The organism is Vibrio sp. R11-SG3-ISO3-SZ (genome assembly GCF_059834345.1).
Genome location: NZ_JCBDGX010000030.1, coordinates 21,719 through 35,451 on the forward strand (window position 1 = coordinate 21,719; position 13,733 = coordinate 35,451).

The window sequence follows — 13,733 nt, forward strand, 5'->3', positions numbered from 1 at the left end:
GAGATACCACAGATCACGCTAAGTACCCCATTGCTTGCAAGGTGCAGCGTTACAACGCGTCTATCTGCGCTAGGTAACGCTCCGCCGTTGATAACACCTCTGCCTGCTCGGCCTCTGACAGCTTATCCCAACTGCGATAGATCATACCGATGCGTGGGTTGCGACTGAGACGCTCACGATGAAGCAACATAAAACGCCAGTACAAACTATTAAACGGGCAGGCCCTCTCTCCGCTGCGTTGCTTCACATCGTAGTGACACCCTTTGCAGTAATCGCTCATCTTGTTGATGTAGTTTCCGCTCGCACAATAAGGTTTGGTGGCAATGATGCCTCCATCGGCAAACAGCGCCATCCCGCGCGTGTTGGGCATCTCTACCCACTCTATGGCATCAATATAGATGCCAAGGTACCACGCATCGACCTCGTCCGGTGCAACACCAGCCAGCAAGCAAAAATTGCCCGTGACCATCAAGCGTTGAATATGATGGGCGTAAGACCACTCAAGCGATTGACCAATACAGGCATGCATACACTTCATCTGAGTGCGGCCATGCCAAAAGTAGCTCGGCAAGGGGCGCTGGGCTTGCAGCTCATTGAGCGTCGCGTAGGTTGGCATGTTGATCCAATAAATACCCCGCATATACTCGCGCCACCCGATGATCTGACGGACAAAACCTTCGATCTGCGCCAAGGTAATCGGGCTGTCACTGCGCTGACTCTGGTGGTAACTCTCTAACGCCGCGTCCACTACCTCACATGGGCTGAGCATTTTAGTATTGATCGCAAAAGAGAGTCTGCTGTGGTAGAGGCTCCATTGGCTAAGATGCTGATCGGTCATCGCATCTTGGAAGCGACCGAAGAGCGGTAGACACACTCGGCAAAAGTGCGCCAACAAATTCAAGCCTTGATGACGAGATATCGGCCAGACAAGACGCTCTTGCTGCTGCCCGATCGTCGGGATTTGATGACGCTTGATACGCTCATTGATCGATGTGACATCGTTGGCAAACAGCAGAGGTCTCGGCAGCGCCTCAATATCGGACTTTTTGAGCTTATTGCGATTGTCGCCATCAAAATTCCACTGCCCACCGACGGGTTTGTCTGCGTCCATCAAAATATCAAAGCGCTGGCGCATTTTGCGGTAGAAATTTTCCATCTTGACCGCTTTACCCGACTTAAAATAGTCGCCAATCTCATCAAATGGCAGCAAAAAGTGGTCGCTCTCGACACAGCGCACTTTACATTGAGGCAGTGACAACAGTTCGAGCTGCCGCATCAGTCGGTATTCATCCGGCCTTTGATACTCGAACGTCTCGGCATTCACCCGCTCGACCCAATGCGTAATGAGTGAGGGCAGATCTTTGTAGGGCTCAGTGTCATCGAGGGTCAGATGCACCACGTGATGCCCCGCTTCTTGCAACTCACGTGCAAAGTTCGCCATTGCGGCAAAAAAAGCCGCGATTTTCTGGCTATGATGACGGGTGTAGTGGGCTTCTTGATGCAGCTCTGCGATGAGGTAAAGCACCCCTTCCTCTTTCTGTGCAAACCAAGCGTGCTGATGATTTAACTGGTCACCCAAAATGAGCCGAACGCAGGAATAGTTCACTTATCTCCCCTCCCCGCTATCCTCAATCGGCCAACCATTGTAATCGAAGGCATCTAAGCACGAGTGCGAGGGTGTCCCCTGCCAACGGCGGATAAATTCACCGTCAGGGTCGTAAGTTTGGGTCTGTTTCTCGAGATTAAATTGACGTCCGCTGCGTGGATCCGCTCCGACGCCCGCAAGATACTGCCAGTTTCCCCAGTTTGAGGCTACATCGTAGTCCACCAACTGCGTTTCAAAATACGCAGCGCCATAACGCCAATCCATACCCAACTCATGAACCAAACAGCTCGCCACTAGTTGACGGCCGCGGTTTGACATATACCCTGTCGCACGCAACTGTTTCATGCATGCGTTAACGATCGCATAAGGCGTCTCCCCTGCTATCCACGCCGCAAAGCGCTCCGGGTAAAACGACGTGAGCGGGGCTTGATCTGTGATACCTCGAAAAGCGAATAAACGCTGACGATGCAATCTTGCATACCAGTAGAAGTAGACACGCCATAGTAACTCAAACGTAATCCAATAGGTTGACTCGTTGGCTCCATGAGCCGCCTCATACTGCGCCAGTTTGGCCAAAATGGTCCGTGCACTGAGACAACCTTGAGCGAGCCACGGTGAGAACTTGGTCGAATAAGCCATGCCCTCAAGGCCATTGCGGGTCGCTTTATAGTGACTCGCGTTGGACGTCGAAAAGTAATCGTCACAATGGGCTAGCGCCGCGCCCTCTCCCCCCAGAAACTGCCCGCTTTGGCAGGGACTCATCGTCACTAGTGGGTAATCGACCTCAATCACACTTGGCAATGTCTCAACCGCAGGCAAGGGCCCTGGCACTGCAAGGGGTTCGACACGCTTTCGAAATCGGCTAAAAGTGGCAGGCAGTTCGGCGAGTGAAAAAGACAGCTCAGATCCATCAAGTATGTGGCCACTCTCTCTTTGGATGATATTGAGATCAGGACACGTTGCTTGCAACGCATCCACTATGCGCTGCTCATCTATACCCGCAAAACGTTGACAATAAAGGTGGGTAATGCCCTGCTCTCGAATGAGAGCTGCGAGCGAAGCGGCGCTAAGATCAGGCAAACAATAGAGGCTTTGACCTAATTTAGCCAAACTGGCCGCCAGATCGCTGGCCGATTGAGACCAAAAAGCCTCTCTGCTCGCTCCCAACTGGCACTGCTGAGAAAAGCGAGAGAGGAAATGGGTCATCTGAGGCGGGCTGCAGACGCAAAGCATCTCATCGACCTGCTCTGCTGCGGCTTGAAGTAATGGGTTGTCTGTCAGACGAAAATCATTGTGAAACCAGTACAACCCTCTTCGAGATGTGGGGAGTGACAAAGCCTTGCTCCATAAAATCATTCACTCCTATTCAATACGCAGTTTCTACTATTATGGATTAGTTTGAGCGGATGGATCAGCTTACAGCGGCCAATCTTGCCACAGGCTTGTCGTTGATCGGCAAATGAATCAATGCCGCAGCAAAAGCCAAGACCACGGTCGACCACCAAATCGGATCGTAAGAGCCGTAGTAGTCATAAATTCGACCGCCCACCCACGCGCCAAGAAAGCTGCCGACTTGGTGGCTGAAAAACACCAACCCATACAAGGTGGAAAGGTATTTCGCGCCAAAGATCTGCCGAACTAAGCCCGACGTCAGCGGCACAGTCCCTAGCCATACAAAGCCGATCGCCCCGCCAAAAAGCGCCGCCGTCGATTCGGTAACAGGCAAAGTGACAAACCCCGCGATGACTATGGTGCGCATAACATACAAAGCCGCCATCACGTGGCGTTTGCTGAATTTATCACCCAGTACGCCCCAAAAGTACGAACCAAAAATATTGAAGATACCGACATACGCCAGCGCCATCGCTGCCGTAGACGCAGGCAGGGCTTTATCTGCCAAATAACTGGGCAAATGGGTTGCAATGAACATCACATGAAAACCACAAACAAAGAAGCCACCATGGATCAGCCAATATCCCTTGTGGGAGAAGGCCTCTTTCAGTGCCTGTTTAAGGTTTTGCTCATCCGCCACCTGAGTGGTCGCCGCACTCGTTTTAGGCGTTTTCATAAACAGAGCAAAAGCCACCATAGTAGAACAGAGCAGCGCAAACACCTGCATCGCGCCTTGCCAGCCAAAATCAGACAGCAGAGCTTGAGCGCTCGGGATCATCGCAAACATGCCAAACGAGCCCGCGGCGGTCGTCAATCCAAACGCTTTGGCCGCGTGCTGTGCGGGGACCACTTTGGCGACGGCCCCGAGCACAATCACATAACTGGTTGCACTAAGGCCAAGGCCAACCAACACACCCAATGAGAGATACAACACGCTAGGCACAGTGGCGATCGAGGTCAAATAAAGCCCCAATCCATAGGCCAGAGCGCCACCAACAATAATACGTTTGGCGCCGAAGCGATCAGCGGCCATCCCAACAAACGGCTGAAACGCCCCAAATAGCAGGTTTTGTAGGGCAATCGCGAAACTAAAAAACTCTCGACCGACCGTAAAGTGCTCTGAAATAGGCATCATAAAAATGCCGAAAGATTGGCGAATACCCAAACAGATGATGAGAATGGCAATGCCCAGCCAAACCATCAGTGGAAATCGAAATACACTCATTATTGTTGCCCTTAATGATGGTGGTGAGAATGACTATTGCCGTGACTTGATGCACGTGGGTCTTGGCTTGAAGCATCATCGAACTCAAGCTCTTGTCCATGACACCCCAGTGCCATCGCTTGTTCGGCCAGCGTACTAAGCAAGGAGGGGGAATGGTGAACCCCTACCAAGACAAGCACAAGCACTAAGGTCATTCTCATTAGTTGAGCACTGAGTGATTGCGATAAAAGGGATGAAAAAAGCATACGTTTCAGCCTCAGTGACAGTAAAAAGAGCGCGGAGTGTAGAGCGCCGCGCGCCATGACTCAAATGACATTTCTACACTCATGTTATGCATAAGATGCATTTTTCTGCTCGCTCTTCGAACCTGTGACCAAAGCAAAGCCTTCATCCTGCCAACCTGTTACACCACCAATCATCTTTTTCACTGGTCTGCCGAGGCGAGCCAAACGAACGGCGGCTTTTTCAGTGCCATTGCAGTGTGGCCCTGCGCAATACACGACAAACAGCGTCTCTTGCGGGTAGTGAACCAACGCACGTTCATTCAATCGAGCATGGGGAATCGATACCGAGCCCTCAATATGCCCTGCGTCAAACAGCGCCTCACCGCGCACATCGATAAGAACGAAATCTTGTAATCCGTTACTTATCGCATGGTGCACGTCCCAGCAATCGGTCTCAAACTGCATTAACGACTCAAAATGGCGCAACGCTGCCTCACTGCTCGCTGCCGGTACTCTTGATACTGCGCTCATGGCTCTCTTCCTTGTTTATTGAGGTTAGCACCATTATCCGCACAAATTATCGACCTCGCCACTGGCTTAAAAGCCAACGTTCGTTAATAATAAGCCAAAAGCTGCATTCAGCTGGAGGTAAATAATGAGCACCGACAAACAGGGATTCACTGCAAAACCCTACGCACATCAGACCAAAACAGTGCGCGTTGCAATATTGGCCCATCAGCACGTGACTTTATTTGAGCTCTCCTGCGCGGTTGAACTGTTTGCCCTGCCAAGACCGGAATTCAAAGAGTGGTACGATACCCAAGTCATCACACTGGAAGACGCGCCAATTCAGACCACAGGTAACATGACCTTGGTCACTGAATCAGCAAGCTCGCTTGAGCCGTTTGACACCTTGATCATTCCCGGTTGGCCAACAGGGGATGACACCATCCCACCGCTGATTGCGAAAGAAGTAACGCGTTTTGTTAACGCAGGTAAGCGAGTGCTGTCTCTTTGCTCTGGCTCATTTTTGCTGGCCAGATTAGGGCTGCTCGCCGGTAGAAAAGCCACCACGCATTGGATGTACGAGAGCAAGTTTCGTGAACAATTTCCCGATGTGGACTATCAATCGGACGTGCTGTATGTGTTGGAGGGGCAAATAGGCTGCGCCGCTGGCAGCGCTTCTGCGCTCGATTTAGGACTGGCGATCATACGCGAAGATTTTGGTTACCAAATCGCCAACCAAGTCGCAAAGCGCTTGGTTGTCTCATCACATCGCACCGGCGGACAAGCACAATATGTCGAAACGCCCATGCTCAAAGTGCCGAGCTCGTTTTCCAACGCCGTTGAGTGGGCGAATGAACACCTCAGTCAAGCCATCAGCGTCGACGAATGGGCAAGCCACGCCAATATGTCGCGGCGCACGTTTGATAGAAAGTTTCGCTCAAGCTTCAACCTCTCCCCTAAAGCCTGGCTGATCAAGCAGCGCATCGAACGCGCCAAAGGGTTATTGGAAACCGAGCCGCTAAGCATTGAGCAACTTGCCCAACAATCGGGGTTCGACAGCGCCGTCACGCTGCGCCACCACTTCCGTCGTTTAGTCGGCGTGTCTCCTCAGCAGTATCGGGAGAAGTTTAAACTGGGCTAAACAACCCAATGACATTGTTGATGTTAAAACAACATCGCAGTGCTACACTTCCTGCATGCCGATATGACAAAATGACAACCATGCAAGATAAACTCAATCGCGTTTTACTCGATATTGCCCTTAACCTCAGTTCTAGCCAAAACAGTGAACGTCAATATCAAGTCTTAATTGACGGTGTTGACCGTGTCTTTCCCTGTGATGCGAGTGCGCTGTTCATTCTCGATCAGGATGGGCTGCTGACACCCGTCGCGGTAAAAGGCATTGCGGCGAGCATCTTTGGTCGCCGTTTCTATCCGAAAAACCACCCCAGACTTCAAGCCATCATGCAAAGCACCTCCCCGGTGCGTTTTGATGCTCAATGTGAGTTACCCGACCCGTTCAGCGGCATCATGCTCAGCGCAGAGAATGATTTGGATGTCCATGACTGCATGGGGTGCAGCTTGTATGTGGAGGGGCAATTGGTTGGCATCTTAACTTTAGATTCACTCACAGTCGGCGCGTTTGACAGCATCGATGTTGTCACGGTTGAAACCTTTGCCGCGCTTGCGGCAGCGACACTACGCAATATCTCGCAGATGAATGCGCTCAAAGCGCAAAATCAGAAACAGAAGTCGGTGACGCAGACGCTCATCCAGCAAGCACGATCGCAGACGGGTGAGATGATGGGCATTAGCCCCCAAATACGCCAACTGAAAACCAACATCTCAACCGTGGCGCAGTCGGACTACGCTGTGTTGATCACCGGAGAAACGGGGGTGGGTAAAGAGTTGGTGGCGCACAGTGTCCACGCGCAAAGTCATCGCGCTGACAAACCGATGATTTACGTCAACTGCGCCGCCTTGCCAGAAGGATTGGCTGAAAGCGAATTGTTTGGTCATGTCAAAGGCGCTTATACCGGAGCCAGTCAGCACCGAGCGGGAAAATTTGAACTGGCCGATGGTGGCACGCTGTTTCTCGATGAGGTCGGAGAATTATCATTAACGCTGCAAGCCAAACTATTACGAGTGCTCCAGCAAGGTGAAGTGCAACGCGTCGGCAGCGATCAACGTTTGCTGGTCAATGTGCGCATCATCGCCGCCACCAATCGCGATCTGGACAAGGCGGTCAAGACGGGTCAGTTTCGCGCCGATCTATTCCACCGCTTGAACGTTTTTCCTATTGACGTTCCTCCGCTTCGCAAACGCGAAGGTGATATTGCGGTGCTAGCGGGGTATTTGTTGGAGAAGGTTCGCAACCAGTTCCACATTCCTAATTTGCACCTGCATCCCAAATCCATTCTCTTGCTGGAAAAACAGACCTGGCCAGGAAACGTCCGAGAGCTAGAACACACCCTCACGCGAGCGGCCCTGCGCTGCATTCAGCAGCAGCAACATATTATTCAACCGAGCCACTTTGACACTGGGCTAACCACCTACAACACCGCATCACAACCGCACTTTTTACCCAAAGAGAGCCAGCCAATGCGCGAGCTTGTCGAGGCCTATCAAAAAGATCTGATTGTTCATGCGCTTGACGTCGCCAACGGCACTTGGTCAAAAGCAGCCGAGTTTCTTCAAATGGATCGCGGAAATTTGTATCGGATGGGCAAAAAGCTTGGGGTGATGGTGCAGGGGAAATGAAAGGCGTGTAAAAAATGGCCCGCAATGCGGGCCATCGTTCAATAACGGCGTTGATTACAGTGTGTCGAGAATTGCTTCAGCGCTGCTTACCTCAAACTTGCTTGGCTCTTCAACGTTGAGTTGGGTGACAACGCCATTGTCGATCACCATTGCATAGCGTTGTGAACGCAGACCACCGAATGAAGCGGTGTCTTTCTCAAGCCCTAACGCTTTGGTGAAGCTTGCATCACCATCGCCCAGCATCATAATTTCGGTGGCGTTTTGTGCTTCGCCCCATGCGTGCATCACAAAGGCATCATTCACGGAGACACAAGCAATCAAGTCAACGCCTTGCGCTTTGATCTTGTCTGCGAGCACAACGTAACCGGGAAGGTGCGCTTCAGAGCAGGTGGGAGTAAAGGCACCAGGTACTGCAAACAGAACCACCTTTTTACCTGCGAATAGTTCAGAAGTTGAGTGTGACACCATTCCATCGCTCGTAAGCTCACTCAGTACCGCTTCTGGAATAGTTTGGCCGATCTCTATCATGGTGACGTTTCCTATGTCATGGGTTTTACTCATCATAGCGGTGAATAGCCAGATTAACCACGGGTAGATACTAAGGGTATTGCACCCTCAGCAAATCAAGCGCACGACAAGTGATCCCGGCGCACGAACCGCTTCAACATTGTGGCTGATCACCGTCCCCGAGACTGGCGCGACGTATTCATCCACCACATCGCCAAAACTGTCATATTGTGTCGCCAGCGACTGACCGACTTCAACTTTGGCCAGCAAAGGCACGTGACACAGGACAAATCCGCCCTGGTTGGCGCGAATACTGACGATCTTTTTCCCTTCAACACAGGGAGTTTCGCTGCGTGATACGGGTTCATCCAACATCTCATAGGCGCGCAAAATGTTGAGCACGCCTTGCGTCGCTCTTCCAACCATGTCGATGTCGGTGTAACGCCCCACACCCACTTCAATCGTAATGGATGGGATCCCCGCGCGGTTGTAGACGGTTTCCAAAATACCCGGGTCACCGGGATCATCAAGAATGACATCAGGATTGACGAGTCTTGCCATCGCAATGGCTTCTTCCAAGCGATAGTCGGCAAACACATACAAAGGATACGCTGAGCCGCTGGTTTGCGAATGCAGATCAATCGCCAGATCTGCATTGGGTTTGAGCAAGTTCTCCCACAAGCTGAAGGCATAGCGACTGGCATCGTCCCCCTCCGCACTGCCGGGAAACAGGCGGTTAAGGTTAGCAGAAGAGCTGTCTGGCGCGGCGGAGTGAAAGTCGCGACTGTGGCGCTCGATACCCGAGAGGTTGACCGTTGGCACTATGGTCACCGTGCCGGCTAACTTTTTGCCCACTAAGGCTCTTGCCAAACTTTGAGCAGTCAAGATGCCATTTTGTTCATCACCGTGAACGCCCGCCGTGATCATGACGCGCTTGCCCGCTTGCTCACCTTTGAACACTCTAACGGGTAAAGTTTGAGCGTGGCCCACCGCGTCAGTCGCCACCGCAAACCACAGTTTGTGCTCGCCGGGCGCCAGCGCATCGACATCCAACGCTTTCAACGTCGGATACATAGGAACGATATTTTGGTTGAGTGAGGTCGCCTCTTGTTTCACAGCGCTAGCTCCATCTTAATAGTCGGACTTCATTCCCTTCTTCAGGCTTGGCGGGAATGTTTAAAGATAACAGTAGTGATACCCCTGCCATCGCCGCACCGATGTAAAACACCGCAGCGGGAGAGACAAGCCAAATAAAGCCAAAGGTCACTGGAATGACAACTGCAGCAATATGGTTAATCGTAAAGGAGACGCCCGCAGTTGAAGCCATATCAGCAGGGTCAGCAATTTTCTGCAGATAGGTTTTTATCGCCAATGCCAAAGCAAAAAAGAGATGATCAATCACGTACAAAGCGGCGGCCCACTCTGCGCTTTGCACTAAGGCGTAGCCGACAAACACGCCAATCAAGCCGACGTATTCAAACATCAAGGCTTTGCGCTCGCCCACATGGCCAATAAAGCGACCAATACGCTTAGCAAATAGGAAGTTAAACAGGTAGTTGATCAAAAACAGCATGGTAATATCGGCCGCCGAGTAGCCAAACTTCTCCACCATCAGAAAGCCGGCAAAAACGGTGAAGATTTGGCGACGAGCGCCACTCATAAACGTCAATGCGTAATAGAGCCAATAGCGTTTGCGCAGCACCAACTTCTTATTTTGCGGGGTTTGTGCTTCAAATTGAGGAAACGCGAACGCCATCCAAGCGACCAACACCAGCCCAACGCCGCCAAACAGCAGGTACACCCATTTAAACTCCATCGCGAACACTTCCAAACACAGCCAAAGCGCGCCGTAGGTAACCAGAGAGGCAAGCGCGCCAACCGATATCAGCTTGCCGAGCATTTCTGGCGCTTCGTCTTTATTTAACCATTGCAGGGAGAGCGACTGTTTTAGAGTTTCAAAATAGTGAAAGCCGGTCGACATCAGTAACGTGGTCATCAATAGGCCAAATAGGGAGGGGAAGAACCCCGTAATCGCGGTGCCCAGTGTTAACGCCACTAAAGAGATCAACATGAACTTTTGCTCACGGACAAACAGCAAAACAAACACTGCGGTAAACGCTAAGAAACCCGGTATCTCACGCACACTTTGCAATAGGCCGATGTCTGCACCATCGAAATTGGCCTTCTCGATCACAAAGTTGTTTAACAGTGCCATCCAGCTTGAAAAAGCGATGGGCACAACGATAGAAATGAGCAGCAGAAAGTTTTGTGGGGTTTTCCAAGAGGCAGAGCGATTCATAAGCCGTACATGTTGATGTGAAAGAAGTGTTACATTAATCGCAAACTGGCGACTTTACCAGTCCCGCACCTCGCCAAGGTCAGTACATTGATACTGACTATATGGCGAGAATCAAAACCGATTAACATCTCACGCCACTAAATGTTGCCACTCAGGGTGACGCTCAAGGTAGTGGACAACGTAGCTGCAGACTGGGTGAATTTTTAGCTTTCGCTCCTCAAACAGGGGAAGGATCGCTTCCATCATAACCTTGCCATAACCTCGCCCTTGCAGCGCATCAGGCACTTTCGTTGACGTAATGTGATAGACGTCTGCCACTTTATGGTAACGAACTAGTGCGTACTCTTCCCCTTCAAGGTGAACACGAATTTGACAGTTCGACTCATCGAAAATCAGTTTTTCCTGCATAATTACTCTTAAAAATGCTACTTGGCTCATAATTTTACCGCAAATAGATGTTTGAACAATCCTTCAAGCGTGAATAAAATCTAAGACTCTCGGAAACATTCTGACATGATTTTCGAAAAAATATGATGCTGACCGCAAAAACAACTAAAAAGCGGCAAGCAGGAGGCTAGATGACATCTCAGGCAGTGTTAAAACAACAACGACATTCGGGTTCGAAAATCAAAGACAAAAATAAATCCATAATTAAGAGCTCGGACGCTCTAGCCATGGTTGAGCATGGTGGAGAATTAACCATCGGCATCACGACTCCAGTGGGCACGACATTTCGCTGTAAAACCGCGTTCATCGGTTCGCACTCTGATAACTATGTGTTAGCCGAGTTACCCAAGGTCTCCGACGATGACCTTGACTATTTCTTCCAAGAAGGATTTTGGGCGACAGTGAGAGCCATTTCACCCCGTGGCGAAGGAGCGCTGATCCACTTCCGCTCACAACTCCTGCACGTCATGGTGTCCCCTGTGCCTATGGTTGCGCTTTCCATACCACAGACCATGGAGGTCACCCAACTTCGAAAAGAGCCACGCTACGATGTCAACCTCGCGGTCAAAGTGATTGCACAGTCCCATCGGCTGGACGGTGAAATTCGCGATCTCTCCAAAGGCGGTTGCCGATTCATTACCGCGCCACTGAGCCGTTCATTCCAAGTCGGAGAAGAAGTATCTCTAAATGTGATGGTGCAAAGTGGTAAAGGGGTTGAATTTCAGCCTTTGTTTGGCAAGATCTGCAATCTTCAGCGATCACACCATTACTCTCGATATGGTGTTGCCTTTACTGAATTAGGGGCAGAAAACGCGAAAAACCTGCTCGGTAAACTGAAGTTCGACGGCACCAAGCTCACCTTGAGATAAAACAATTAAAAAAGACCCAGCGTTATAACACGGCTGGGTCTTTTTTATAGGCTCATTCCACTAACGGATAAAACTGATATAGCCTTGCAGAATGACCAAATTGACAATATCGATAAAAAACGCGCCAACAATCGGCACAACCATAAAGGCCTGAGGGGATGGGCCAAATTTATTGACCAACGAGCCCATATTCATGACAGCGGTTGGGGTCGCGCCGAGCCCAAAACCACAATGGCCGCCAGCAATCACTGCCGCATCGTAGTTTGCTCCCATCACCTTGAACGTCACGAAATAAGCAAACAGGCCGAGAATCACCGATTGCACGGCTAAAATCAGCAAAAACGGCAGCGCCAAATCAAAGATGTTCCACAACTTTAAGCTCATCAGCGCCATCGCCAAAAACAGCGACAACGATACAGTCCCTAGGATATCGACGGTTTCGGTGTCCACTTTGTGAGTTTTGGTGACTTCGAGAATATTGGTGATAAACACACCGATAAACAACGCATAAACAAAATCGGGAATCATCAACCAAGAGATCGCCAACTCGCTGACCCACTGCTCTAGGTATTTAGCCCCCGTCACACAAAGCAGTAAGATAAAGAGCACTTCCACCACTTTTTTCGCGTTGACCTTGTCCTCTTCGTACTCGTTATAGGTGACAAGATCAGGAAACTTCTCGTGTGTGTGGCCGCCACAGCCATATTGAGATTCAACCTGGTGTTTATTAATCAGCTTCTGAGCCACAGGACTGCCAATAATGCCACCAATGATCAAACCAAACGTTGCTGACGCCATCGCGATTTCTAAAGTGTTCGGTAGTCCAAAGCTTTCGGAGAAGGTTTGCGACCAAGCCGCCCCTGTGCCATGTCCACCCGACAAGGTTATCGAACCGGCGATAAGCCCCATAAGAGGATCAAGACCAAGCGCGGTGGCCAAAGAGATGCCTACGCCATTTTGAATCACGATGTAAAATGAGGCGATCGCAAGAAACAAAAAGACCTTCGCCCCACCTTTCATCAATTGGGTATAGTTGGCCGCTAGGCCGACGGTGGCAAAAAACATCAACATGAAGATTTTTTGCAGCGGTAAAGAGAAGGTCACATCGACGTGGTTGAAATGCAGCACGGTAATGATGAGCGCCACCACAAGCCCGCCTACAATGGGTTCAGGGATATTAAAACGCTGCAAGATAGGAAGACGAGCATTGATAAACTGGCCGAGAAACAACACACTGATTGCGACTAAGAACGACTCTAATGGCCCAACGGAGATTATTGGATTCATATCACCTCTTTGACGTTGCTATGCCATCTTCCTTAATGACGTGGGTACTTTTCCTCTAGTGAAACAACTGGATAAAGACGATATCGACTGACAATCGGTCGTAAAAACTACCGTCTTTGTGCAATAAAAGCGGCCATTATGGAGAAAAAAGTGGGGATTTGTCGAGTTTTTCCGGAAAAAAGGCAAAAAAAGAGCCAACCGCAATCGTGCGCTTGGCTTATATGTATTGTGAACAAAATTCATTCACTAACAACGTCAGTTGGCTAGGTGACCCTCGGCTTAAGAAGGGTCAATAATATAAATGCATGATGCATGCCAAGTTTATATTGGCCGTTTTAGCCTGTTATATCGCACTTCTTGTCAGGCTTTGATTGCATTTTTGCAAAGTGCAATTGCATAATGCAAACAATGTGCATTTCAATAAGAAACTGATCTCTTATATTTAATTTTATCAATGGTGGCTATTGATGTTTTTTCCACATAGTCAGCGCTATACATAGCGCGATAATTTAACTCCAACGCCTTAGGCGTTATACTCTCGCCACACAGAATAAGTGACCATAAACAATGAGCTATTTTTCTACATTTTTAAAAGGGTTAGCGATGGGCG

Annotated in this window: 13 protein-coding genes; 3 read left to right on the forward strand and 10 right to left on the reverse strand. The window is 50.1% G+C overall.

The genetic code is table 11. The annotated features are described in order from the left end of the window. Positions 1-49: 49 nt before the first annotated feature. The 5 genes from AC6R1O_RS04160 to AC6R1O_RS04180 all read right to left on the reverse strand — a co-directional run bounded on the left by AC6R1O_RS04160 (position 50) and on the right by AC6R1O_RS04180 (position 4,978). The gene (locus AC6R1O_RS04160; protein ID WP_500630210.1) at positions 50-1,606 is read right to left on the reverse strand and encodes a cryptochrome/photolyase family protein; all 1,557 of its coding nucleotides are present in this window, start codon (positions 1,604-1,606) and stop codon (positions 50-52) included. Beyond that, positions 1,607-2,941 carry a DASH family cryptochrome gene (locus AC6R1O_RS04165; RefSeq protein WP_500656526.1) on the reverse strand — a complete coding sequence of 445 codons (1,335 nt, stop codon included), beginning with the start codon at positions 2,939-2,941 and terminating at the stop codon, positions 1,607-1,609. A 76-nt stretch (positions 2,942-3,017) separates the two neighbouring features. Further along, positions 3,018-4,223, reverse strand: coding sequence for an MFS transporter (locus tag AC6R1O_RS04170; protein ID WP_500656527.1), 1,206 nt, complete (start codon positions 4,221-4,223; stop codon positions 3,018-3,020). Between the two features lie 11 nt (positions 4,224-4,234). Next, positions 4,235-4,423: a hypothetical protein gene (locus AC6R1O_RS04175; protein ID WP_500630213.1), complete on the reverse strand. Its 189-nt coding sequence runs from the start codon at positions 4,421-4,423 to the stop codon at positions 4,235-4,237. A 129-nt stretch (positions 4,424-4,552) separates the two neighbouring features. Continuing rightward, positions 4,553-4,978 (reverse strand): rhodanese-like domain-containing protein, encoded by a 426-nt coding sequence (locus tag AC6R1O_RS04180; protein ID WP_500630214.1) that lies wholly within the window; start codon positions 4,976-4,978, stop codon positions 4,553-4,555. Positions 4,979-5,102: 124 nt separating this feature from the next. Here AC6R1O_RS04180 and AC6R1O_RS04185 point away from each other — a divergent pair, with 124 nt between their 5' ends. After that, complete coding sequence (locus AC6R1O_RS04185; protein ID WP_500626797.1) at positions 5,103-6,095, forward strand: helix-turn-helix domain-containing protein; 993 nt, start codon at positions 5,103-5,105, stop codon at positions 6,093-6,095. 80 nt (positions 6,096-6,175) lie between these two features. After that, positions 6,176-7,714: a nitric oxide reductase transcriptional regulator NorR gene (norR, locus tag AC6R1O_RS04190; RefSeq protein ID WP_500630263.1), complete on the forward strand. Its 1,539-nt coding sequence runs from the start codon at positions 6,176-6,178 to the stop codon at positions 7,712-7,714. A gap of 54 nt (positions 7,715-7,768) precedes the next feature. Here norR and AC6R1O_RS04195 read toward each other — a convergent pair whose 3' ends face one another. The 4 genes from AC6R1O_RS04195 to AC6R1O_RS04210 form a co-directional block, all read right to left on the reverse strand. After that, entirely contained in the window at positions 7,769-8,242 is a 474-nt protein-coding gene (locus tag AC6R1O_RS04195) for a peroxiredoxin (RefSeq protein ID WP_487902941.1), read from the reverse strand. Between the two features lie 87 nt (positions 8,243-8,329). Then, complete coding sequence (locus AC6R1O_RS04200; protein WP_500630264.1) at positions 8,330-9,295, reverse strand: succinylglutamate desuccinylase/aspartoacylase family protein; 966 nt, start codon at positions 9,293-9,295, stop codon at positions 8,330-8,332. Positions 9,296-9,341: 46 nt separating this feature from the next. Further along, positions 9,342-10,520 (reverse strand): MFS transporter, encoded by a 1,179-nt coding sequence (locus tag AC6R1O_RS04205; protein WP_500632813.1) that lies wholly within the window; start codon positions 10,518-10,520, stop codon positions 9,342-9,344. A gap of 129 nt (positions 10,521-10,649) precedes the next feature. Beyond that, positions 10,650-10,928 (reverse strand): GNAT family N-acetyltransferase, encoded by a 279-nt coding sequence (locus AC6R1O_RS04210; protein ID WP_500630215.1) that lies wholly within the window; start codon positions 10,926-10,928, stop codon positions 10,650-10,652. Positions 10,929-11,098: 170 nt separating this feature from the next. On the opposite strand from AC6R1O_RS04210, the gene AC6R1O_RS04215 reads away from it, so the two are divergent. Further along, the gene (locus AC6R1O_RS04215; RefSeq protein WP_500626801.1) at positions 11,099-11,836 is read left to right on the forward strand and encodes a flagellar brake protein; all 738 of its coding nucleotides are present in this window, start codon (positions 11,099-11,101) and stop codon (positions 11,834-11,836) included. Between the two features lie 60 nt (positions 11,837-11,896). Here AC6R1O_RS04215 and gltS read toward each other — a convergent pair whose 3' ends face one another. Continuing rightward, a complete protein-coding gene (gltS, locus tag AC6R1O_RS04220; protein WP_500630216.1) occupies positions 11,897-13,123 on the reverse strand; it encodes a sodium/glutamate symporter in 1,227 nt (408 codons plus the stop codon). Positions 13,124-13,733 lie beyond the last annotated feature (610 nt).